21 protein-coding genes and 1 tRNA gene are annotated in these 21,849 nt (G+C 70.1%); 12 read left to right on the forward strand and 10 right to left on the reverse strand.

The window, feature by feature from the left end; genetic code table 11:
- Positions 1-2 precede the first annotated feature (2 nt).
- Positions 3-959, reverse strand: coding sequence for an SMP-30/gluconolactonase/LRE family protein (locus OQ02_RS00220; RefSeq protein WP_051771412.1), 957 nt, complete (start codon positions 957-959; stop codon positions 3-5).
- Positions 960-1,040: 81 nt separating this feature from the next.
- Here OQ02_RS00220 and OQ02_RS00225 point away from each other — a divergent pair, with 81 nt between their 5' ends.
- Entirely contained in the window at positions 1,041-1,475 is a 435-nt protein-coding gene (locus tag OQ02_RS00225; RefSeq protein WP_231499810.1) for a MarR family winged helix-turn-helix transcriptional regulator, read from the forward strand.
- Between the two features lie 51 nt (positions 1,476-1,526).
- Here OQ02_RS00225 and ypfJ read toward each other — a convergent pair whose 3' ends face one another.
- Both ypfJ and OQ02_RS00235 read right to left on the reverse strand, forming a co-directional pair.
- Entirely contained in the window at positions 1,527-2,429 is a 903-nt protein-coding gene (gene ypfJ, locus OQ02_RS00230; RefSeq protein ID WP_033436147.1) for a KPN_02809 family neutral zinc metallopeptidase, read from the reverse strand.
- A gap of 552 nt (positions 2,430-2,981) precedes the next feature.
- On the reverse strand, positions 2,982-4,712 hold the full coding sequence (locus OQ02_RS00235; protein WP_033436148.1) for a bifunctional metallophosphatase/5'-nucleotidase: 1,731 nt from the start codon (positions 4,710-4,712) through the stop codon (positions 2,982-2,984).
- A gap of 134 nt (positions 4,713-4,846) precedes the next feature.
- On the opposite strand from OQ02_RS00235, the gene OQ02_RS00240 reads away from it, so the two are divergent.
- The 6 genes from OQ02_RS00240 to OQ02_RS46575 all read left to right on the forward strand — a co-directional run bounded on the left by OQ02_RS00240 (position 4,847) and on the right by OQ02_RS46575 (position 7,545).
- Complete coding sequence (locus OQ02_RS00240) at positions 4,847-5,317, forward strand: MarR family winged helix-turn-helix transcriptional regulator (RefSeq protein ID WP_033436149.1); 471 nt, start codon at positions 4,847-4,849, stop codon at positions 5,315-5,317.
- Between the two features lie 17 nt (positions 5,318-5,334).
- Positions 5,335-5,419, forward strand: a tRNA-Ser gene (locus tag OQ02_RS00245).
- 292 nt (positions 5,420-5,711) lie between these two features.
- Entirely contained in the window at positions 5,712-5,966 is a 255-nt protein-coding gene (locus OQ02_RS00250; protein WP_033436150.1) for a hypothetical protein, read from the forward strand.
- Positions 5,967-6,104: 138 nt separating this feature from the next.
- On the forward strand, positions 6,105-6,500 hold the full coding sequence (locus OQ02_RS00255) for a hypothetical protein (protein WP_033436151.1): 396 nt from the start codon (positions 6,105-6,107) through the stop codon (positions 6,498-6,500).
- A gap of 75 nt (positions 6,501-6,575) precedes the next feature.
- Positions 6,576-6,929, forward strand: a complete 354-nt coding sequence (locus OQ02_RS00260; RefSeq protein ID WP_033436152.1) for an HIT family protein — start codon at positions 6,576-6,578, stop codon at positions 6,927-6,929.
- Positions 6,930-7,002: 73 nt separating this feature from the next.
- Positions 7,003-7,545 carry a DapH/DapD/GlmU-related protein gene (locus OQ02_RS46575; protein ID WP_033436153.1) on the forward strand — a complete coding sequence of 181 codons (543 nt, stop codon included), beginning with the start codon at positions 7,003-7,005 and terminating at the stop codon, positions 7,543-7,545.
- Positions 7,546-7,736: 191 nt separating this feature from the next.
- Here the strand turns inward: OQ02_RS46575 and OQ02_RS00270 are convergent, their stop codons facing one another.
- Positions 7,737-9,266, reverse strand: a complete 1,530-nt coding sequence (locus tag OQ02_RS00270) for a M28 family metallopeptidase (protein ID WP_033436858.1) — start codon at positions 9,264-9,266, stop codon at positions 7,737-7,739.
- A gap of 175 nt (positions 9,267-9,441) precedes the next feature.
- On the opposite strand from OQ02_RS00270, the gene OQ02_RS00275 reads away from it, so the two are divergent.
- The gene (locus tag OQ02_RS00275; RefSeq protein ID WP_033436154.1) at positions 9,442-10,413 is read left to right on the forward strand and encodes an NAD(P)H-quinone oxidoreductase; all 972 of its coding nucleotides are present in this window, start codon (positions 9,442-9,444) and stop codon (positions 10,411-10,413) included.
- Here OQ02_RS00275 and OQ02_RS00280 read toward each other — a convergent pair.
- The gene (locus OQ02_RS00280) at positions 10,410-11,051 is read right to left on the reverse strand and encodes a class I SAM-dependent methyltransferase (protein WP_231499811.1); all 642 of its coding nucleotides are present in this window, start codon (positions 11,049-11,051) and stop codon (positions 10,410-10,412) included. The two genes, OQ02_RS00275 and OQ02_RS00280, sit on opposite strands and share 4 nt — an antisense overlap.
- Before the next feature lie 27 nt (positions 11,052-11,078).
- Positions 11,079-12,278 carry a cysteine desulfurase-like protein gene (locus OQ02_RS00285; RefSeq protein WP_033436156.1) on the reverse strand — a complete coding sequence of 400 codons (1,200 nt, stop codon included), beginning with the start codon at positions 12,276-12,278 and terminating at the stop codon, positions 11,079-11,081.
- Positions 12,279-12,390: 112 nt separating this feature from the next.
- On the opposite strand from OQ02_RS00285, the gene OQ02_RS00290 reads away from it, so the two are divergent.
- The 4 genes from OQ02_RS00290 (at position 12,391) to glfT1 (ending at position 16,290) form a co-directional block, all read left to right on the forward strand.
- A complete protein-coding gene (locus OQ02_RS00290) occupies positions 12,391-12,945 on the forward strand; it encodes a bacterial proteasome activator family protein (protein WP_081915304.1) in 555 nt (184 codons plus the stop codon).
- Positions 12,946-13,632: 687 nt separating this feature from the next.
- Positions 13,633-14,553 (forward strand): galactan export ABC transporter permease subunit Wzm/RfbD, encoded by a 921-nt coding sequence (gene wzm / locus OQ02_RS00295; protein WP_033436158.1) that lies wholly within the window; start codon positions 13,633-13,635, stop codon positions 14,551-14,553.
- 15 nt (positions 14,554-14,568) lie between these two features.
- On the forward strand, positions 14,569-15,384 hold the full coding sequence (wzt, locus tag OQ02_RS00300) for a galactan export ABC transporter ATP-binding subunit Wzt/RfbE (RefSeq protein ID WP_033436159.1): 816 nt from the start codon (positions 14,569-14,571) through the stop codon (positions 15,382-15,384).
- A 9-nt stretch (positions 15,385-15,393) separates the two neighbouring features.
- The gene (gene glfT1, locus OQ02_RS00305; protein WP_051771724.1) at positions 15,394-16,290 is read left to right on the forward strand and encodes a galactofuranosyltransferase GlfT1; all 897 of its coding nucleotides are present in this window, start codon (positions 15,394-15,396) and stop codon (positions 16,288-16,290) included.
- An 88-nt stretch (positions 16,291-16,378) separates the two neighbouring features.
- Here the strand turns inward: glfT1 and OQ02_RS00310 are convergent, their stop codons facing one another.
- The 4 genes from OQ02_RS00310 to glf all read right to left on the reverse strand — a co-directional run bounded on the left by OQ02_RS00310 (position 16,379) and on the right by glf (position 21,768).
- Entirely contained in the window at positions 16,379-16,669 is a 291-nt protein-coding gene (locus OQ02_RS00310) for a zinc ribbon domain-containing protein (RefSeq protein ID WP_033436161.1), read from the reverse strand.
- 123 nt (positions 16,670-16,792) lie between these two features.
- Complete coding sequence (locus OQ02_RS00315) at positions 16,793-18,649, reverse strand: glycosyltransferase (protein ID WP_231499812.1); 1,857 nt, start codon at positions 18,647-18,649, stop codon at positions 16,793-16,795.
- Between the two features lie 56 nt (positions 18,650-18,705).
- Positions 18,706-20,574, reverse strand: a complete 1,869-nt coding sequence (locus OQ02_RS00320; protein ID WP_033436162.1) for a glycosyltransferase — start codon at positions 20,572-20,574, stop codon at positions 18,706-18,708.
- Positions 20,575-20,580: 6 nt separating this feature from the next.
- Complete coding sequence (gene glf / locus OQ02_RS00325) at positions 20,581-21,768, reverse strand: UDP-galactopyranose mutase (RefSeq protein WP_033436163.1); 1,188 nt, start codon at positions 21,766-21,768, stop codon at positions 20,581-20,583.
- Between the last annotated feature and the right edge of the window lie 81 nt (positions 21,769-21,849).

A 21,849-nucleotide genomic window follows, 5' to 3' on the forward strand; every position in this document is an offset into this window, starting at 1 on the left:
GGTCAGTGCCCGGCGCTTTCGGCGAACCGTCGCAGCGTGTACACATCGGACACTCCCGCGCCGGTGACCAGGGTGCCCAGGTTGCCGTCCACCACGAAACTGCCGTGGGGCGACCGGGCGATCGTGGTCGGTTCGTCGTCGCCCCACGGCGCGGCGCGGTGGGTGGTGCGGGCGGTGCGCCAGCCGTCGTTCGACCGCAGCACGCTGACGGCCGCTTCCCCTGGTGCGCCGAGGGAGTTGGTGACGACGGCGAGGGAGCCGTCCGGGCGCAGGTCCAGGCCGTCGCCGCCGACCAGCGGTCGGTCGAGGGCGACCTCGGAGACCTGGCCACCGCGGGTGACCTTGAACAGCGCACCGGTGTCGTAGCGGACCGCGAGCACGAAACCGCCGGGGTGCCAGGCGATCCCGTTCAGGCCGATGGTGGCGCTGCCGAGCCGGGGGTCGCGGGCGAGGACGGTGGCGTGGCCGCGGTGGTCGACCCGGTAGAGCGCGTCGGCGGCCGGGTCGGTGACGTAGGCGTTGCCGGCGCGGTCGACGGCGACGTCGTTGGCGGCGTGCCGGCCGGGGCCGATCGCGAGGTCGACCACGTGCAGCGGACGTCCGGTAGCGAGGTCGAAGACGCCGAGCCCGGAGGCCCGGTAGGTGGTGTCCGGGGTGGACCGGAGGCCCACGCCCATGTCGCCGTACGCGACGTAGACGCGGTCGCCGGCCACGTGCACGCCGAACGTGGACACCATCCGCGGGTCGCTGATCAGGGTCTTGGTGGCGCCGCCCGGCCGGACGACCTCCACCGTGCCGTGGCGCACCGAGCTGAGCAGGAACGTCCGCCGCAGCGGGTCCCAGGTGATGCCCTCGGGGTGCAGTTCGGCGGATCTGCCGGTGATCGTCTCCGGTGCGGCGTGGGCCGACGCCGGCGCGGCGGTGAGGATCAGCAGCACGAATACCATCAGGACACGCATAGCACTCCGTTCACGTGGTCGAGTACGTGCTCGAAGCTATATCAGACTCCTGATAACCGTCAACGCGTTTACGATCGGACCATGGGCATGCCGGTCGAGGAGCGCCTTGGTGGCGACATCAAGCGCGTGGAGCACGAGTTGATGCTGGTGAAGCAGCAGGCCGTGCGACCGGCGGGGCTGACGGTCGCGCAGTACGCGACGCTGCTCGTGCTGGACGGGCACCCCGGTGTCTCGGCCGCCGAGCTCGCGCGCCGCTGCCGGGTGACGCCGCAGACGATGACCACGATCCTGCGCAACCTGGAAGCCGCCGACCTGATCGCCCGCCTGCCGCACGAGGTGCACCGCAACGTCCTGGAGACCCGGCTGACCGAGGCGGGGCGCGCGGCGTTCGAGGTGGCCGACGCGCGGGCGTCCGCGGTGGAACGGCGGCTGGCGGACGAGTTCAGCGCGGCCGAGCGGGAGACCCTGCGGGCGTTGCTGGCGAGGTGTTCGAAGGTGCTGACCGAGCAGTCCTGACGCCCCTCACCGGCCCGTGCTGCGCCGGCGAGGGGTCGTCCGGTCCGGTGTTCAGCCCAGGTCGTCCGTGTCGAACGTGTTGCAGCGCGCCGGGTCGCCGGTCTCGAAGCCGGTCGTGTACCACTTCTGCCGCTGCGCCGACGTGCCGTGGGTGAACTGGGTCGTGTCGATGCGACCGCCGCCGAGCTCGCCCTGGATGAAGTCGTCGCCGATCCGGGCCGCCGCGTCCAGCGCCGCGTTCACGTCGTCCTGCGTCACGCCGGTGATCAGGGGCTGCCCGGACGCCGTCGGCACGGTCTGCGCGTGGTTGGCCCAGGCGCCCGCGTAGCAGTCCGCCTGCAGCTCCAGCCGCACCGAGTCCGACGTCGGCCCGGACCCCGAGCCCACCCGGTCGGACGTGCCCAGCTGGTTCTGGATGTGGTGCCCGTACTCGTGCGCCAGGATGTACGCCTCGACGAACGGCCCGCCGGTCGCGCCGAACTTCTGCTGCATCTCCTGGAAGAACCCGAGGTCGATGTACACCTGCGCGTCCGCCGGGCAGTAGAACGGCCCCACCGCGGACGACGCGTTGCCGCACCTGGTCTGCACGCCGCCGGAGAAGAAGTTCGTCTGCGCCGCCTGGTAGGTACGACCCGATCGGGCGAACTGGTCGGTCCAGTAGCCCTGGATCGAGTTGATGAACGCCACCGCGCGGCAGTCGGCCTCGCGGTTCGCGTCCGCGCCGGTCCGGCACTTCTCCTTGATGGACTCGGAGCCGACCTGCTGGTCCTGCCCGACGTCGCCGAACCCGGAGCCGGACGGCAACTGCGCACCACCGCCGAGCTGCGACAGCACCAGGTAGATGATGAGGCCGACGATGCCGAGCCCACCACCTCCCATGGCTACCCGACCGCCGACACCCCGCTGGTCGGTCACCTGTGACGTGTCGAGTTCGGCGTTCTCGTTGAACTGCACCGCGCGTCCTCCAACTCAAAGTCCACACAGAAGCCGGACATACACAAGCCCCGGGTGCGGGACCCGACGTCGGGGCACCGCAACCCGGGGTATTCCCATGTGGAGATGACGAAACCATTCGTGACGAGGTCGGCGTGGACCGCGGTCGGCGCCGACGGTGGAGACGGCGCCCTCAGACTTGCCGGGTCAACATCGTCAAGCGCGGCGATGGCGCCTGTGGCGCCGTGCGCTCGAAAACCTCGTCCAACCGCTCACGTTCGCGACCGGGCCGGTCTCATGACCGCTCCGCCCGCGGGGTTGCGGTCCGAACGCGAATCGTCATCGCGAGGACTTACCTGCACCGCACCACCTACCCCTTCCGGGCGTGCCGCCGGCGGTTCGGCTCGGGCTTCCGCCGGTGGCAGGTCCTACGTCGAGCATGCGCTTGATCGGCCCGATTCACAACTGGAGAACAAGTCCCCTGAACTGGTGAAACGCAATCAATCCGGCCGGTCGGGACGGTGACCGCGCGCGGTGGGCGGGCACCTCGGGCGCCCGCCCACCGCGCGGAGATCACGGGGTCGTGGTGATCCGGCCGAGCGCCGGCGGCGCGGTGTTCGGGTTCGCCGTCAGGTAGGCGCTGAACCCGTCCAGGTCGATGCCGCCACCGGTGATGTCGGTGCCGCCGGTGAACGTGCTGAAGCCGTCACCACCGCCCTGGAGGAAGCTGTTGATCGTGACCCGGTAGTTCGCGGCCGGGTCGAGCGGCGCGCCGTTCAGCATGATCGCCGACACCTTCGAGCCGATGGGCGCGGACGCCGACCACGTGTAGGTCAGGCCCTTCGACGGCTGGAGGATGATCTGCCGCTGCGCGCCGTTGACGATCTGCCACTGCTGCTCCAGCGCCGCCTTGATCTGCGTGCCGGTCAACGTCACCGTCTGGAGGATGTTGCCGAACGGCTGGACGGTGAACGCCTCGCCGTACGTCACCACGCCGTTGCCCTCACCCGCGGGCGAGGAGGCGTAGGTGAGGTCGGCGCGCACGCCGCCGGGGTTCATCAGCGCGAGGACCGCGCCGTTGTCCGTGGTGACGGCGAGCTGCGAGTCGGCGATCAGGTTGCCCAGCGCGGACTCGCCGGCCGGGTTCTGCGCCCGCAGGATGTCCTGCGCGATGGTGCCGACCGGGCGGTTCGCGATCGGGCCGGACTTCGTCTTGGCCAGGTCGATGATCGCCTGGATCTCCGGGTCCGGGGTGACGGTCCGGGTCACCACGTGGTTGCGGGCGACCGTCGCCGACCGGATGACCTCGCGGGTGCGCTTGTCGATCTTGATGTCGACCACGGACAGCTCACGGCCGAACGCCAGGCCCTCGATGAACGGGCGCGGGTTGCCCGCCGGGTCGGTGACCGTGCAGTTGTAGTGCTGGTGGCTGTGGCCGGAGAACACCGCGTCGATCTTCGGGCTGACCTGCTCGGCGATCTTGCGACCGGGGCCGCCGGCGACCGTGCGGCACTCGTCCGGACCGCCGCCCGAGGTGTTGTCGCCCTGGTGGATCAGCAGCACGATCGACTTCACGCCGAGCCGGTTCAGCAGGTCCGCGTACCGGTTGGCGGCGGCGACCTCGTCGCCGAACTCGAGTTCCTTGATGCCGTTCGGGTCGACCAGGATCGGCACGTCCTTCAGCGGCATGCCGATGAAACCGATCGGGACGCCGTCGCGGAACTCCACCCAGAAGGGGGGCAGCGCGGGGCGGTCGTTCGCGGCGAGGGTGACGTTGGCGCCGAGGATCGGGAACTCCGCGCCCTCGTAGCTGTCGCGGAACTGGCAGCCGTCGACCGGGTGGCAGCCGCCGCGCTGCATGCGCAGCAGCTCCTGGTAGCCCTCGTCGAACTCGTGGTTGCCCGCTGCCGACGTGTCCATGCCGACGTGGTTCAGGACCTCGATCGTCGGCTCGTCGTGGAACAGGGCGGACACGATCGGCGACGCGCCGATCAGGTCGCCCTGGCCGACGATCACCGAGTTGCGCACCTCCGCCTGCAGGCCCTTGATGTGGGTGGAGTTGAACGCCGCGCCGCCCGCCTCGACCTGGGTGCCGTCGGACAGCGTGACGCGGCCCGAGGAACCGCTGGGGGGCTCGATGTTGCCGTGCAGGTCGTTGATGCCGATCAGGCGGACGTCGACCGTGCGGACCGGCTTGTCGTTGTCGGCCTGCGCGGGGTTCTGCACGAGCGTGACCGCCAGCGCTGCCGCCGCGGTGACCGCGAGCGCGGCGGAGCGCTGCGCGGTGCGTCTGAACGAGGTCATGGGGTGGGTTCCCTCCTGCGGCGCCCCGGGGGGAGGGCGCGGTACGGCGCAGGAGTTTGCCTTCCGAAGCTGACCGGCACCAGACATGCCCGTGGATCGTCAGTTAACGGAGATGTGCGGCATAGCCTTGGGGGGTGACTGAGCAGGAGCCGCGGTGGCTGGACGATGAGGAGATGCGCGCCTGGCGCAACTACGTGGTCGGGGCGTCGATGCTCGCCGACCGGCTGCACCGGGAGTTGCAGGACGGGCACGGGGTGTCGTTGCCCGATTACGAGGTGCTCGTGCGGCTGTCCGAGAGACGGGGGCGGCGGATGCGGATGTCGCAGTTGGCGGACGAGGTGGCGTCGTCCAAGAGCCGGGTCTCGCACCAGGTGGCGCGGATGGAGCGGGAAGGGCTGCTGCGGCGGTTGGAGTGCCCTGAGGACGGGCGCGGGGTGTTCGCGGAGCTGACGGACAAGGGGATGGCGCTGCTGGAGGCCTCGGCGCCGACGCACGTCGAGGGCGTGCGGGAGCACATGATCGACTTGTTGTCGCGGGAGGAGCAGGAGGTGCTGGCCACGGTGTTCACCCGGGTCATCACACACCTGCGGCAGGTGGACCGGTAACCTGCTCCGGCACGCCGGGAAGCGTGGCAGAGCGGCCGAATGCACCCGCCTTGAAAGCGGGAGACGGGCAACCGTCCGGGGGTTCAAATCCCTCCGCTTCCGCTGGTCAGAGGGGAGTGTGGCTGTCCTTCGCAGGTCGGTCACACCCCCCCGGTGCAGCGACGGGTGTAGCAACGCCTTCCAGCCTGCTGGTAATCGCGGATCTTCACGACGGACACCCGCGCCGGCCGGCTTGAAGCCGACTCGCGTTGATGCGCCGGCGAACCATCTGAATGCTGCATCCGCATTTCGTGGCAGCTTCGGCGGGGCCGGACACGGCGACCGACGCCCGCAGTCGCTCCGCGCCGGCGGCCAACGGAGGTGGGGCGGCCGGCGTTCACGGCGAAGGGGTGTCATGGACATGATCAGCCGGTACCTCGACCTGGTGGACGAGCACATGCGCCGCCACCCCGATGAACGGGTCGGGCAGGCCCACTACAACGCATTGCGGCTGGAGTGGCCGCATCTTCAACACGAGATCGTGGGAACCGAGCGGGACTGCTTCAGCGCCGACAGCCAACTTCCCGCGTTCCTCGACTGGGTCGAGCACGCCTTGGCCGAGGAGCAGCGGCGGGCCGAGGAAGGACAGGCCCGCACCACACAGGCGTAGCTACCTGTGTCGCGACGAGGGTGAACCGGTGCGGACGGGCATGGACGGCCGCGAGGCAGTGAGCTGCGGGAACGGCTCGAACCGGACGGACCTGAACAGCCGGCCAAGGACGACCTGAACTGCGCAAGGCTTGGAACAGTGGTTGCCGACGCGGACAAGGGGCTGTACGTGACGGATGAGAGCAACAAAGACGGCGATAATGACCTCATCGATTTGATCTGGGCAGTTCTGGGCTGTCTGGCCGGGGTTGCCTTGTTGGCGAAGTGGGCCGAAGCAGCCGACATCTCTCCGCACGAAAAGCTGTCGACCGGGCAGGGCCTGTTGATGCTGTCCACCCTCTTCGCCCCTCCCGTCTTCTTCTACAAGATCGGTGAATTTTGCCGCAAAGAGGTGATTCGGGACAAAATGTCCTGGGAAGCGTACTGGGTCATATTGTCCGGCATCGCCGGAGCCTTATTCACCTTCCTGGGACTCACGGGTGTGGACGAACTGCTTGAGATGCTCAAAACGATCGGAATAGGCGACGGAGAATAGTGACAGCCGCTTTCCGGGCGATGGACCGCAGGCCCTGGGCGGGACTGGGGCCGATCCAGTGGTTACGGTCGGTGGGTGCGCCAGGACTGGTACTGCGATGAGGTGATTCCCGGCAAGGTCGTGGTCGACGTGCTGGCGGAGACGGCGACCGTGCTCGCCTTCCGGCCACCTCGACCGGGGTTCAGCCGTGAGCACATCATCGTCGTCCCGAAGGTCCACGTGTCGTCCCTGCTGGAGCTGACGCCGGATCTGGCCGCCGAGATGCTCGCCGTTCTCCAGGAAGTGGGCGGCGAAGCCGTTGCGCGGCACGGGGGCTGTCAGGTGCTCACGACCCTGGGGAACGAGCAGCACAACAAGCACCTCCACTGGCACATCGCGGCCGGTGACGGGGTTGCCCGCTTCGTCACGGTCGCGCCGCCGCAGGGGTAGCCACCGATTCGTCAGGACGGGTGAGCCGGCACGGGACGGCCGGCGCGGCAGCGTGCGTGAGAAGGTCCAAGTCATGCCCGACGACCGCCTCATGCGCATCCACAGCGCCGAGTTCAAGGCCATGTCCGAGCGAGTCCTGCGGGCCACGGAGCTCACGTCCCGCCTCAACGTCCTCCCCTTCGACGACGAAGCGGGCAAGGCGGAGTTGTTCGAGCGGATCCTCGGCCGGCCGCTGCCGGAGCGGGTGGCGATCTACCCGCCGTTCTACACCGACCACGGGCTCAACCTGGACCTCGCGGAACGGGTGTTCATCAACCAGAACTGCACGTTCCTGGACTACGCGGGCATCCGGATCGGCGAGCGCGTGATGATCGGCCCGAAGGCCACGTTCATCACCATGGGGCACCCGGTCGACCCGGTGGAACGACGGGAGTGGCTGAGCGGCGGGCCCATCGACGTGGCGGAGAACGTGTGGATCGGCGCCGGCGCCACGATCCTGCCCGGTGTCACCATCGGCCGTGACGCCGTGATCGCCGCGGGAGCGGTCGTGGCCGACGACGTTCCACCGGCGAGCCTGGTGACCGGCACCAAGGCCGCCGTGCGCCACCAGTGGTGACGACCGCCCTGGACCGCCGATGCGACCGACCGGATGTGCCGCGGCCTTGATCAGCCGCATCTCGAGCAAGAGGTCGTGGGCACCGAACGGGACTGCTCCAGCGTGGACAGCCGGTGAACGGTCCGACGAGCCGGGGCCGGTCTCCGCGGTGGGAGGCCGGCCCCGGTCGGAACAGGAACAGGTGCAGGTGTTTACGCCACGTCGGCGTGCGAGTGGACGTGCTCCTCCACGTGCAGTGAACGCATCGAAGCCGCACGCGCCTCAGCGCGGTTGGCACGTGACGGCACGCCGTTCACGCTCTCGGTGCTCATCGCGTACGACGCGGTCACCCACGCCAGCGCGTCGGCGTTCCGGTCGAGCGCGGTGCGGTCGACGTTGCCGAGGGTGTCACCCGACCCGTGGTAGTTGGGGTCGTAGGCGACGCCCGCGGTGCCGCCCCACTTGGCCGCCTGGGCCTCCGTCTTGACGCCCTCGGCGCCGGTGAACAGGCCGCCCGCCGGGATGCCCTGCGCGATGAACTCGCCGTAGTCCGAACGCCCGCTGAAGTCCGTGCCCTCGGTCTGCACGCCCTTCTCGACGGTCAGGTACTCGATGAACGCCTGCTCGATCTGCGCCGACCCGAAGGGGCCCGCGCCCGCGCCGTCACCGTCGGAGTTGTCGCCGTCGTACACGAAGTACGCCGCGTTCGGCGACCCGATCATGTCGAAGTTCAGGTACAGCGCGATGTCCAGCTGCTGCTCGAACGTCAGGGACTGCACGTACTTCGTCGACCCGACGAGGCCCAGCTCCTCCGCGCCCCACCACCCGAACCGCACCGCGTTCTCCACCTTCGGCGACCCACCCAGCTTCAGCGCGGTCTCCAGCAGGCCGGCCGAACCGGTGCCGTTGTCGTTGATGCCCGCGCCGTTCTCGACGCTGTCGAGGTGCGCACCCGCCATCACGACGTTGTCCGTGCGGCCGGTCCGGGTCTGCGCGATCACGTTGCGCGAGAGGCGCTCCTCCGTGTGGTACCGCAGGTCCACGGTCGCCGGCTGGCCGCCGAGCTGGGCCAGCGCGGTGCCGTCGGCCTGCGTGACGCCACCGGTCGGGACGACGCCGGGCGAACCGAGCGTGACGCCCTCCAGCGTGCCCTCGCGGTTGTTCGAGATGATCACCGCGATGGCGCCGGCGGCAGCCGCGTTGCGGTGCTTGACGTCGAACGTGCAGGAGCCGCGGCGGATCAGGGCGATCGAGCCGGTGAAGTCCTGCCCGGCGAAGTCCTCCGCCTCGCAGCCCGGCGTCGCGTCCTCGGGGACGACGCGCAGCGGACCGGTGACGCCGCCGGCCGGCGTCAGCGGCGAGAACTCCAGCGGGATGTTCTCGTACGTCGTGGCGCCGACCGTCGCGGTCGCCGCGTCGGTGATCTGCACCGGGTAGGTGAACTCCGGCGTGGACACGTCGAACCCCGCGCCGCGCAGCTTGCCCGCCACGTACTCGACGCTGGCGTCGTACCCGGTCGTGCCCGCGGCGCGGTTGCCGTCGTTGCGGTCGGCGATGCGCTGGAACGCGATCAGGTGGCGGTTGACCCCTTCCAGCGTGACGTTCTTGGTGAGGTTCTTGGCCAGCTTCGGACCGTCGAGCCCCGCCGCCGAGGCGACGTTGCCCACCGGAACGGCCACCAGCGCGAGGGATGCGGACGCTGCGAGGATCGCCGCGCGTCGAATCCGGGTTCTACCTGACATGAGCGAGTTCCCCTTCACTCGGATGCCGCACCCTCACAAGTCACGGGGTCGAACGCAATCCGTCAGTCGGAGGGTCTTTCGCTGATGAGCAGCCACAGGCACGGTGTGATACCGCCCACACCCGACTCGTGGCGGGAATCACGCGTCCGCGCGGCGACCGGATTACCGTCGACCCATGCGCGCGATCACCATTCGTGAACCCGGCGGCCCGGACGTGCTGGCGTGGACGGAGGTTCGGGACCCCGAACCCGGACCGGGCGAGGTGCTGCTCGACGTGGCCGCGACCGCGGTGAACCGCGCCGACCTGCTGCAACGCCAGGGCCACTACCCGCCGCCGAAGGGCACGTCGGACGTGCTCGGCCTGGAGTGCTCGGGCACGGTCGCGGCGCTCGGCGAGGGCGTCACGGGCTGGGAAGTCGGTGACGAGGTGTGCGCGCTGCTCGCCGGCGGCGGCTACGCGGAACGGGTCGTCGTCCCGGCCGCCCAGCTCCTGCCGCTGCCCGACGGCGTCGACCTGGTGACGGCGGCGTCGCTGCCCGAGGTCGCGTGCACGGTGTGGTCGAACGTGGTGATGCTGGCGGGCCTGAAGAACGGTGAGACGTTCCTCGTCCACGGTGGCGCGGGCGGCATCGGCACGCACGCCATCCAGGTCGCCAAGGCGCTGGGCGCGCGGGTCGCCGTCACGGCGGGGTCGGCGGAACGGCTGGCGCGGTGCGCCGAACTGGGCGCGGACGTGCTGGTGGACTACCACCGGCAGGACTTCGTCGCCGAGGTCGGCCGGGCGGACGTGGTGCTGGACAACATGGGCGCCGCCTACCTGGACCGCAACATCGACGTGCTCGCGCCGGACGGCCGGCTGGTCGTCATCGGCATGCAGGGCGGGGTGAAGGCCGAGCTGAACATCGGCAAGCTGCTGGCGAAGCGGGCGAGCGTGAGCGCGACCGGCCTGCGGTTCCGCCCCGTCGACGGGCCGAGCGGCAAGGGTCGCGTGGTGGCCGAGGTGCGCGAGCACGTGTGGCCGATGATCGCCGCCGGCAAGGTGAAGCCGGTCGTGCACGAGGTGATGCCGGTCGAACGCGCCGCCGACGCCCACCGCGCGCTGGAGGGCAGCGGCGTGTTCGGCAAGCTCGTGCTCGCGGTCTCCTAGTCCAACGCGTTCGCGGTGGCGAGGGAGGTTCGCGGGGTGGTGCGGAAGCGCAACGAGAACTCCTCCGCCCACCGCACCAGCACGGTCTGCTCGCCCGGCCGTTCGGCGTCGTCCACCAGCACCGCCGCGCCGGGCGCGAGGACACCGCGCAGGACCGGCAGCGCCGGGTAGCGGGCGTCGCCCAGCAGGGGGCCGTCGACCAGCAGCAGGTCGACCAGGCCGTACCGCTCGACGAACGCCGACACCTCGTCGTGCACGAGCTGCGGGTGGTACCAGTGGGCGTTGCCGAGGGCGGCGGGGTGCGGGGTCAGGGGTGCGTGGACGACGCGCGCCACGTGCCCGAGGCCCTCCCGGCGCAGCTGGCTGGCCACGAACGCCGCCGTGCGCTCGTCGTGCTCGACGGACAGCAGGTGGCCGAACCCGCGCCGCGCCAGCAGCCTCGCCAGCACGACCGACGACGCGCCGCACCCGCACTCCACCAGCACGGTCCGCGACCCGAGCAGCACCTCGTCCACCACGGCCGCGAGCGCGGCGGGCCGCAGTTCGTGCGCCGTGTTGGGCAGGTACTCCGACATCAGGGGTGCGAGGCGGTGCAGTGCGGCGAGGTCGGCGAGCTCCCGGGATAACAGGTCGTCCACCCAACCCCCCAGTCTCAGCGCAACCGATCAGCCGAGCTCGGCGACCGCCCGCACGAGCTCGTCCACTTCAACCGCGTTCGTGTAGTGCGCCAGGCCGACGCGGATCGCGCCGCCGACCTCGCCCACCCCCAGCACCGAGAAGACGCCGTGCTGCCCCGAGTCGGCGAACGCGCAGACACCGCGTTCGGACAGGTGCTCGACGCCATCGGTCGCCTTCACGCCGGCCACCGTGAACGCCAGCGCCGGCACGCGGCGCATGGCGTCGCCGATCACCATGACGTGACGGAGCGATCGCAGTTCGTTGATGAGATTAGCCAGAAGTCCGGCTTGGTAGGCCTTCACCGAACCCAGCGAAGTGAGCACGCGCTCGCGCCGCGGGCCGACGGCGGCGTCGTCCAGCCCGGCCAGGTACTCCACCGAGGCGACCAGGCCGGCCAGCAGCGGGTAGGCGTGCGGGCCGAGTTCCAGCCGCTCCGGGCCGCGCGCACCGGGCTCGACCGCCACCGAGGGCAGCATGTCGAGCACGGACGGGTCGCGGAACACGAGCGCGCCGACCGGCGGGCCGCCCCAGTTGTTCGCCGACACGGCCACCACGTCGGCGCCCATCGACGTGATGTCGAGCGGCACGAACGGCGCGGCGGACGAGGCGTCGACGACGACCATCGCGTCCGTGCGACCGGCGGCTTCGGCGATCTTGCGCAGGTCGGGGCGGGTGCCGACGGAGCCGGACGCGGCGGTGACGGCGACCAGCTTGCACTTGGGCGTGATCAGGTCGTCGTACTGCCAGGCGGGCAGCTCGCAGGTCTCGATGTCCACCTCGGCCCACCGGACCACGCTGCCCGTGCGCTGCGCGGCCCGTTGCCACGGCGCGATGTTGGCCGGGTGGTCGAGCCGGGACACGACGACCTCGTCGCCGAGGAACCAGCCTTCGGACAGCGCGTCGGCCAGGCGTTGCAGCAGCACCGCCGAACTCGGGCCGAGCACGACACCGGCGGGATCGGCGCCGACCAGGTCCGCCACCGCCCGGCGGGCCGCGTCGACGATCGCCTCGGCACGTTGTGAAGCGGGGAATATGCCACCCGGCCCGGAGACGGGTGCGCGCAGCGCGGTGGAGACGGCCGTGGCCACCTGTTCGGGTACTTGCATTCCCGCAGGAGCGTCCAGATGAACCCAGCCGTCGCCGAGCGCGGGGAAGAGCCCACGGACCCGGGCGACGTCGAACGCCATGCCGCACACCGTACGGAGGAGTCCGGCACGAGCGACAGCAGGGCCGGGGGTTTGGGGCGCGATCCGCGACCCGGTTCGGCGTTCGCCACCCGATCGGGCCAGGATGGGAGCCATGAGTGAGGCAGCCCGAGGTGATCAGGTGGAGAACGAGCGGCACGTGGTGGTGGTAGGCCCGGACGGCACGCCCGTGGGCGCCGCGCGGGTGCCGGCGGGTGACGACGCGGGCGGCCAGGACGTGACGGACCTGGTCGAGCAGCCGGCGAAGGTCATGCGCATCGGCACGATGATCAAGCAGTTGCTGGAGGAGGTGCGCGCGGCACCGCTGGACGAGGCCAGCCGGAACCGGCTCAAGGAGATCCACAAGCGGTCGATCGACGAGCTGGAGGACGGGCTGGCGCCGGAGCTGCGCGACGAGCTGGAGCGGCTGTCGCTGCCGTTCACGGAGGAGGGGACGCCCTCGGACGCGGAGCTGCGGATCGCGCAGGCCCAGCTGGTCGGCTGGCTGGAGGGCCTGTTCCACGGCATCCAGACCGCGTTGTTCGCGCAGCAGATGGCGGCTCGGGTGCAGCTGGAGCAGATGCGCGGGCGGGCGCTGCCGGCCGGCACGGGCGCCGGGGACCACGGTTCGGAGACGCCGCACATCCGGGGCACCGGCCAGTACCTCTGAGCCCGGACCGCTGAGCCCGGACCGCCGGCCTGTGCGGCCGGCGGGACCGCTGGGCATCTGGGGAAGCTAGGCAGCCGGGATGGCCGAGACGGCCGGGATGGCTGGGGGCTGGGGCTGGGATGGTCGGCCTGGTGGCAACCGACTCGCTCGACAACCGGCCCGACCCGCAACCGACCCGACCTGCGCCGGTCCGCTCGACGCCCGGCCTGATGGATAACCGGCCCGACCGGCAACCGACCCGACCCGACGGACAACCGGCCGGCTCGACGGCGAGCCTGATGGATAACCGCTCGACCCACAGCCGGCCCGCTCAGTGGTCGGCCCGACCCACAGCCGGCCCGCTCAGTAATCGGCTCGACCCACCGCCGGCCCGACCCACGGCCAGCCCGACCCACAGCCGGCCCGACCCACAGCCGGCCCGCTCAGTGATCGGCCCGACCGACCGACCGCCCGATCAACGGTTGACCCGACTGACAACGGGTCTGATCGGCAGCCGGCGCGGTGGATCGACCGGCTTCGCAGGTATCCGGCGAGCGGCCGACCAGCGGTGACTACCAACAGTAGGCGTGCGATCACCATCAGGTGGCCGTGCGGACAGTAAGGGTCGGGGCCCCGACAGTGGGGGTGACCTCACCGTGACAGCCCGGCGACAGCCGCACCACCCCGTCGCCGGTAGTCTCAATCCTCGTGCAACCCACGAGTACGGTCGACCGACCAGAGGCTCCCCTCGCACCAAACTCGCGCACGTTCGCGCGTGCGTTCGCCGATGTGCGCGACGCCTGGCACCATCGCGAGCTCTGGGCCCACCTGGGCTGGCAGGACATCAAGCAGCGCTACCGCCGCTCGGTGATCGGCCCCCTCTGGATCACCATCTCGATGGGCACCACGGCGCTCGCGCTCGGTCTGCTGTACTCGCAGCTCTTCGGGCAGGAGCTGGACACGTTCCTGCCCTACGTGACGGCCGGCTTCATCATCTGGAACTTCATCCTCGGCGTGGTCTCCGAGGGCACCGACGTGTTCATCGCCAACGAAGGGCTGATCAAGCACCTTCCGGCGCCGGTGACGGTGCACGTGCTGCGCATGGTGTGGCGGCAGGTGTTGTTCTTCGGGCACAACCTGGTCGTCTACTTCATCGTGCTCGCCGTCTTCTACCCGGCGCTCACGCAGCCGTACTCGATGGTCGGCGACGAGCTCAACAGCCACCCCGGCATCTCGTGGACCATGGTCCTGGCCATCCCGGCGTTCGCGCTGATCGTGGTCAACGCGGTGTGGGTGGCGCTGCTGTTCGGCATCATCAGCACCCGGTTCCGGGACATCCCGCCGGTGATCCACAGCTTCATCAACCTGATCTTCTTCATGACGCCGATCGTCTGGCACGTCGGTGTGCTGAACAAGGTCACCGGCGGCAGCGGCGAGGGCAACTGGAAAGTGCTGATCGCCGAACTGAACCCGCTCTACCACTTCGTGGAGATCGTCCGCGCGCCCTTGCTCGGGCACACGCAGGACTGGCACCACTGGGTCGTCGTCGGCGGGTTCACCATCGTGGGCTGGGCACTGGCGTTGATCGCCATGCGCAACTACCGTGCCCGCGTCTCCTACTGGGTCTGAGTGAGGCCGCAACACATGGTTGGCATCGACGTTTGGAACGCCTCGGTCGACTTCCCGATCTTCGACGCCAAGTCGAGGTCGCTGAAGAAGCTCGCGCTGGGCAAGGTGGGCGGCAAGATCGGCTCCGAGGGCCGCGTCCCGATAATCGAAGCGCTGCACGACATCAACATCTCGCTGCGGCACGGTGACCGGGTCGGCCTCGTCGGGCACAACGGCGCGGGCAAGTCCACGCTGCTGCGACTGCTCGCGGGCATCTACGAGCCCACGCGGGGCAGTTCGCGCATCGTCGGCAAGGTCGCGCCGGTGTTCGACCTCGGCGTCGGCATGGACCCGGAGATCTCGGGCTTCGAGAACATCATGATCCGCGGCCTCTTCCTCGGCATGAGCCGCAAGGAGATGGAGAAGCGGGTCGACGACATCGCGGAGTTCACCGAACTCGGCGACTACCTCTCGATGCCGCTGCGCACCTACTCCACGGGTATGCGGGTGCGGCTGGCGCTGGGCGTGGTCACGTCGATCGACCCGGAGATCCTGCTCCTGGACGAGGGCATCGGCGCGGTCGACGCGGCGTTCCTGGAGAAGGCCCGGGACCGGCTGAACGACCTCGTGAAGCGGTCCGGCATCCTGGTGTTCGCCTCGCACTCGGACGACTTCCTGGTCGAGCTGTGCACCACGGCCATCTGGATGGACGAGGGCCAGGTCAAGATGCACGGCTCGCTGCGCGACGTGGTCACCTCCTACAAGGGGCGTGACCCGTACGAGCACCTGAGCGAGGCGACGCTGGAGCGGATCGGTCAACCGCGGGTGCTGAGCGGGAACGGTGGCGAGTAGGTGAGCTTGGTGAGCGCACTGCCGAAGGGCTCCGTCGTCGGTGTGGTGGTGACCCGGCACCGCCGGGAGCTGCTGGCCGACTCCTTGAAGGTCCTCGCGTCGCAGACCAGAGCGCTCGACCACCTGGTGGTGGTGGACAACGGGCCGGACCAGCCGGTGGACGACCTGGTCGCGCAGTGCCCGATCCCGACCACCTACCTGGCCTCGCACCGCAACCTCGGTGGCGCGGGCGGGTTCGCGTTGGGGATGCTGCACGCCCTGTCGTTGGGCGCGGACTGGCTGTGGCTGGCCGACGACGACGGGCGGCCGGCGGACGAGACGGTGCTCGCCGTGCTGCTGGAGGAGGCGAACCGGCGTCAGCTGGCCGCCATCTCGCCGGTGGTGGCGAACATCGACCGGCCGGAGAAGCTGGCGTTCCCGCTGCGGCGCGGGCTGACGTGGAAGCGGAACGCGGCCGAGCTGGGCACGGACTTCCTGCCCGGGATCGCGTCGCTGTTCAACGGGGCGCTGTTCAAGGCGTCCACGGTCGACGTCATCGGCGTGCCGGACTACCGGCTGTTCTTCCGCGGTGACGAGGTGGAGATCCACCGCCGGCTGGTGCGCACCGGGCTGCCGTTCGGGACGTCGTTGAAGGTCACCTACCTGCACCCGGACGGGTCGGACGAGTTCAAGCCGATGCTCGGCGGGCGGTTCCACGCGCAGGACCCGGAGAACGCCGTCAAGCGCTACTACACCTACCGCAACCGGGGTTACCTGCTGTCGCAGCCGGGGATGCGGAAGCTGGGTCTGCTGGAGGCGTTCCGGTTCGGGCTGTACTTCCTCGGGGTGCGGCGCGACCCGAAGGCGTTCGTGGAGTGGCTGAAGCTGGTGCGGCTCGGGCAGCGGGAGCGCTTCTTCCGCAAGTGACCCGGCGGTCGTGTCCAGCTCGACGCGTTCAGCTCCACGCTCCACGCTCGGCGTGAGGCGGGATCGCGGACGGTGACGTGAGCCGGTTCTACGGCTTGATCCCGGGGTTCGTCGGGTAGTGGTGCGCGCGGGTGTCGTGCGCGGAGGCCAGTGCGAGGTTGTAGCCGCAGCCCGTGCACACCGCCGCGTCGTGCCCCACCGCACGGCCGCAGGACGGGCAGTCACGGGTCCGGTGCGGGCTGACCAGCCACAGGGCGCCGAGCACGACGTCCGCCGCGACCCAGAGGACGACCGCCAGGGGACCGCCACCGGCGACGACCCAGACCAGGAACAGCGCGTTGGCCACGAGGGTCGCCCACACCAGGGCCGGGAATCGCATGCCGGCTCCTTCCGGAGCAGTGGCGCTCGCGACACCACGAGCGCGTGGTGGTCCGAATGGAGTATGGACCGCCCGCGCGCACCGGGTAAAGGGGTGGCGAGGGGACGCCACCCCGTCAGGTGGTCAGCGGTTCTCGAACACCTTGCGCCACTGCTCGGCCGACGTGAGGTCGGGCAGGGCGTCCCGGTAGAGCCTGCGCAGCCGCGGCCACTCCCGGCCGAGCCGGCGGTAGTTGCGGACCGCGCGGGCCATCAGGGTGCGGAACTGCTCCGGGTCGCGCTTGTAGAACGCGACCCCGGTGCCGTCGGCGGTGGAGACGGTGGCGCTGTCCAGGTTGCCCAGCAGGAACCACCGGGCGTTCAGCGCCGGCACGTTGAGCTGGGGCCGGTCACCGGCGGACGGCTGCGGGGGCCGCAGGTTGTGCAGCACGGACTTCGCCGCCCGCACCGCGATGGTCGCCTTGCCCTTCGACGGCTGGAGCAGCGCCTCGGCGCGCACCATGTCGAACGTCGGCGGCGGGAACTCGCGGGCCGATTCCAGGCGCTGGGCGTCGCCGTACTCGGAGCGCAGGGCGCGCACCATCGGCAACGCCGTCCGCAGCGAGTCGAACAGCCCCGCCGGCCCGGCCAGGAAGTCCTCCAGGGCCTTCTGCTGCAACGCCACCGTCGAGTACTCCATCGACAGCAGGTGCCGCAGCGACAGCTTCAACCCGTGCTTCACGATCCCCGACCGCACGTCGTACGGGCTGTGCAGCGCCGCCAGGACGAGCCGGTTGCGGGTGTGGAAGTACGCCTGCCAGTCCGTCGAGTCGTTCTTGTCCGTCCACGGCATGTGCCACACCGCAGAACCCGGCAGCGACACCGTGGGGAAGCCGTGCTCCAGCGCCCGCAGCGAGTACTCGGCGTCGTCCCACTTGATGAACAGGGGCAGCGGGTAGCCGATCTGCCGCACGACCTCGCGCGGGACCAGGCACATCCACCAGCCGTTGTACGTGGCGTCGACGCGCGGGTGCAGGGCGGGCGTCTCGCGCAGCGGCGACGTGCCGAAGTCGTGGTCGTTGACCGCACCCGGCGCGGCCCGCCAGAAGCACGTGCCCAGGTCCACGATCTCCGCCGAGCTGTGCAGCCGGGTCCGGGCCTGGAGGTTCAGCATGTGGCTGCCGACGATGACCGGTGACGCCGCCGCCCGCGCGAACGCGTTGGACCGCAGCACCGCCTCCGGCTCCAGCCGGATGTCGTCGTCCATCAGCATGACCTGGTCGACGTCGGTGTTCTCGACCGCCTCGAACATGCCCCGGGTGAACCCGCCGGAGCCGCCGAGGTTGTCCTGCTCGATGACCTCGAGCCGGTCGCCGAGACCGGCCGCCGCCTCGGCGAAGCCCGGCACGGACCGGACCTTCGCGGTGCTCTGGTCGGCGATGAACACCTTGCCCAGCACGTCGAGCACGGCCGGGTCGCTGCCCAGCGCGCGCAACGCCTCGACCGCGTCGTCCGGCCTCATGCTGGCCATGCTGACCGCGACGGTCTTCGCGGGCAGCGGCTCGCGCACCGCCCACTCGGCTTCGTCGATCTCCAGCACGGCCTCGTGCGTGAACGCGTCGAACCAGATCAGCCCGCCGTCCTCGAACGGCTTCAGCGACACCGGGAACTCGAGCGTCGTCCAGTCCGCCGCGTCCCGGACGAACGAACCTTCCAGGTGCACGATGTCACCGCTCGGCTTGGAGCGGTACACGTCGACCCGGCCGGAGCCGCGCACCCGCATCCGGAGCACGACCTCGTCGACGACCGTCCAGCGCTTCCAGTAGCTGGCCGGGAACGCGTTGAAGTACGTCGCGAACGACACCTTCGCGTGCTCGGGCACGGTGAGCCACCGGCGGGAACCGACCTGGCAGTGCACGTTCTCCGGTTCGTCCAGGTACATCGGCCGGACGTCGAGCGGGTCGTCGTCTCTCGGCAGGATGATCCGGTGCACTGCGTCCACGAGGGGCCCTCCGGTGAGAAGCGGGGCGGACCGGGTTCGGCCGCCCCGCTGCGGGATCACAGGTCGTACAACCGCTTCCAGTTGTCCCGGCTGGTCAGGTCGTCCATCGCCTCGCGGTAGGCGTGCTGCATCTCGGGAGCGCGCTGGTACAGCTCCTTGAGCAGCCTGGTGCCCTGCTTGCCGAGCCGGATGGCCAGCTCGCGGTCGCGGCGGCGCACCCGCACGCCCTCCTGGGACGCGTCGGTCACCACCGCGGTGTTGAAGGTGGACACGTGCCACCAGGCGGCGTCGCCCGCGGGGATCGCGCCCACGTCGTGCGTCGACTTGCCGAGGAACTGGCCGACGAGCCGCTTGGCCAGCACCGCGATGTGCTTCCGGGGCGCGCCCGGCGACGGGATCATCGGCAGGTCGCCGGACGAGATGCCGGGCACCTCGGACGCCGGGTGCCTGATGGTCTCCGGGAACTCGGCGCGCAGCTTGCGGATCTCCGACGCCGCCTCGACACCGCCGTCACGCAGGATCGACGGTCCCTTGAGGAAGTCCTCGATGGCCTTCAGCTGGGTCGCCGCCAGGCCGTACTGCATGGCGACCAGGTAGGTGGCGAGCTGCGCGGCCATGGACCGGCAGATGCGCTTCGGCTCGAACCGGCCGTGCAGCGCCGACGTGATGAGGGCGTTGCGCAGGTTGAAGTACCGGTGCCAGTCGTCCCAGTCCTTCCAGTGGAAGTCGGCGTGCCACACGCCGGCGCCGGGCAGGGTCACCGTGGCGAAGCCGTTGGCCCGCGCGCGGTAGCCGTACTCGATGTCGTCCCACTGGAAGAACATCGGCAGCGGGTAGCCGACGGCCTTCACGATCTCCGACGGGATGAGGCAGGACCACCAGCCGTTGTAGCCCGCGTCGACCCGGCGTTCCTGCATGTTCTTCTTGCCGGTCTCCTCGTCGTACGCGGTGAGGTCGACGTCGTGCAGGGCGCCGCGGACGATCTGGCCGGGGGCCAGCGTGTCGAGGTTCGCGTACTCCGCGCCCACGTGCAGGTGGTTCGGGTGCAGCAGGTACAGCATCTGGCCGCCGACGATGACCGGCTGCGCGGTGCGGTTCGCGAACGCGGTCGTCCGGACCACGATCTCCGGCTCGCACAGCACGTCGTCGTCCATGAACAGGACGTTGGCGTGCTCGGCCGCGCCGAGTTCGGTCACCTCGTACAGGCCTCGGGTGAAGCCGCCCGCGCCGCCGAGGTTGGGCTGCCGGATGTAGCGCAGCTTCTCGCCGAGCTTCGCCGCGATCTCGGCGAACCGGGGCCGCGACTCGACCGGGTCGGTGCCCTGGTCCACCACGTAGATCGCGTCGACCAGGGCCAGCGGCTCCGCGTCGGAGGCGAGCGACGCCAGCGTGTTGAGGCAGTCCTCGACCCGGTTGAACGTGCAGATGACCACGGCGGTCGGCCGGACCCGCTTCGGCGGTGCCACGGTCCAGCGGACGTGCTCGACGACGAGCCGCTCGTCACCGGTGACCACGTCGAACCACAGGCCGCCGCCGTCGGCGAACTTGTCGATCTTCGCGGACAGGCGCACGACCTGCGACTTCGCGTCGGCGACGGATTCCGCCGCGATCACGCGGGTCTCGCCCTCCGAGTCCGACGCGACGATCGACACCTGGCCGGAGCCGGTCAGCTCCAGGCTCAGCTCCACCTCCGGGCTCACGCACCACCGCTGCCAGTAGGTGGCGGGGAAGCGCCCGAAGTAGGTGTTCATCGTGACGGTCGTGTGCGGGTGCATGACGACGCGGTCGCGCTCGCGGTCCGCGATGCCGCGGGAGACCTCGGCGTAGAGGTCTGCCGAGACGATCGGCGACGGCCCGGCGAACAGGCCCCGCTGGGTCAGCAGTTCCTGCGCCTCGTGCTCGACGAGCTGGGAGTTGCCCGACATTCCGACTCAGTCCTCCAGCGAACCGTCCAGCGCCTGACCGGCGGTCAGGTGCGGGGCGATCTTGTTGTCGAACACGCTCAGCGCCGAACCGATCGCCATGTGCATGTCCAGGTACTTGTACGTGCCGAGGCGCCCGCCGAACAGGACGTTGCGCTCGGCCGCCTCACGCCGTGCCAGCTCGCGGTACCGCTCCAGCTTGGCCCGGTCCTCGGCGGTGTTGATCGGGTAGTACGGCTCGTCGTCCTTCTCGGCCGCGCGGGAGAACTCGCGCACGATGACGGTCTTGTCCGACGGGTACTCGCGCTCCGGGTGGAAGTGCCGGAACTCGTGGATGCGGGTGTAGGGCACGTCCGCGTCGTTGTAGTTCATCACCGGGGTGCCCTGGAAGTCGCCGACGGGCAGGACCTCCTGCTCGAAGTCCAGCGTGCGCCAGCCGAGCCAGCCCTCGCTGTAGTCGAAGTAGCGGTCCACCGGTCCGGTGTAGACGATCGGGGTGCCGGCCGGGATCTCGTCGCGGACGTCGAAGAAGTCCGTGCCGAGCCGGACCTCGACGTTCGGGTGGTCGGCCATCTTCTGCAGCCACGCGGTGTACCCGTCGACGGGCAGGCCCTCGTAGGTGTCGTTGAAGTACCGGTTGTCGAAGGTGTAGCGCACCGGCAGGCGGCTGATGACCGCCGCGGGCAGCTCCTTCGGGTCGGTCTGCCACTGCTTGGCGGTGTAGTCGCGGACGAACGCCTCGTACAGCGGGCGGCCGATCAGCGAGATCGCCTTCTCCTCGAGGTTCTGCGCGTCCTTGGAGTCGATCTCGGCGGCCTGCTCGGCGACCCACGCCCGTGCTTCCTCCGGGCTGAGGTACCGGCCGACGAACTGCGAGATCAGGCCGAGGCCCATCGGGAACTGGTAGGCCTGGCCGGCGTGCATCGCGAACACGCGGTGCTGGTAGCCGGTGAAGTCGGTGAACTGGTTGACGTAGTCCCAGACCCGCTTGTTGGACGTGTGGAACAGGTGCGCGCCGTAGCGGTGGACCTCGATCCCCGTCTCGGGTTCCGGCTCGGAGTAGGCGTTGCCGCCGATGTGCTCGCGCCGTTCCAGGACCAGCACGCGCTTGCCGAGCTGGGAGGCGGTGCGTTCGGCGACCGTCAGGCCGAAGAACCCGGAACCGACGACGATCAGGTCAAATCCAGCGAAGCTCACAGCACCTGAGGGTACGGTAGTGACGACCTGTGACCGCCCACACCCTGTGGGTGCGCACAAGCCCCGACCGGGTGGATACGC

This window comes from Saccharothrix sp. NRRL B-16314 (assembly GCF_000716595.1).
Classification (GTDB): Bacteria; Actinomycetota; Actinomycetes; order Mycobacteriales; family Pseudonocardiaceae; genus Actinosynnema.

Coding starts and splice junctions, on each gene's coding strand:
- OQ02_RS00220 (WP_051771412.1), bottom strand. CDS start 959: ATGCGTGTCCTGATGGTATTCGTGCTGCTGATCCTCACCGCCGCGCCG.
- OQ02_RS00225 (WP_231499810.1), top strand. CDS start 1,041: ATGGGCATGCCGGTCGAGGAGCGCCTTGGTGGCGACATCAAGCGCGTG.
- OQ02_RS00235 (WP_033436148.1), bottom strand. CDS start 4,712: ATGACCTCGTTCAGACGCACCGCGCAGCGCTCCGCCGCGCTCGCGGTC.
- OQ02_RS00250 (WP_033436150.1), top strand. CDS start 5,712: ATGGACATGATCAGCCGGTACCTCGACCTGGTGGACGAGCACATGCGC.
- OQ02_RS46575 (WP_033436153.1), top strand. CDS start 7,003: ATGCCCGACGACCGCCTCATGCGCATCCACAGCGCCGAGTTCAAGGCC.
- OQ02_RS00270 (WP_033436858.1), bottom strand. CDS start 9,266: ATGTCAGGTAGAACCCGGATTCGACGCGCGGCGATCCTCGCAGCGTCC.
- OQ02_RS00275 (WP_033436154.1), top strand. CDS start 9,442: ATGCGCGCGATCACCATTCGTGAACCCGGCGGCCCGGACGTGCTGGCG.
- OQ02_RS00285 (WP_033436156.1), bottom strand. CDS start 12,278: ATGGCGTTCGACGTCGCCCGGGTCCGTGGGCTCTTCCCCGCGCTCGGC.
- OQ02_RS00290 (WP_081915304.1), top strand. CDS start 12,391: ATGAGTGAGGCAGCCCGAGGTGATCAGGTGGAGAACGAGCGGCACGTG.
- wzt (WP_033436159.1), top strand. CDS start 14,569: ATGGTTGGCATCGACGTTTGGAACGCCTCGGTCGACTTCCCGATCTTC.
- OQ02_RS00310 (WP_033436161.1), bottom strand. CDS start 16,669: ATGCGATTCCCGGCCCTGGTGTGGGCGACCCTCGTGGCCAACGCGCTG.
- OQ02_RS00320 (WP_033436162.1), bottom strand. CDS start 20,574: ATGTCGGGCAACTCCCAGCTCGTCGAGCACGAGGCGCAGGAACTGCTG.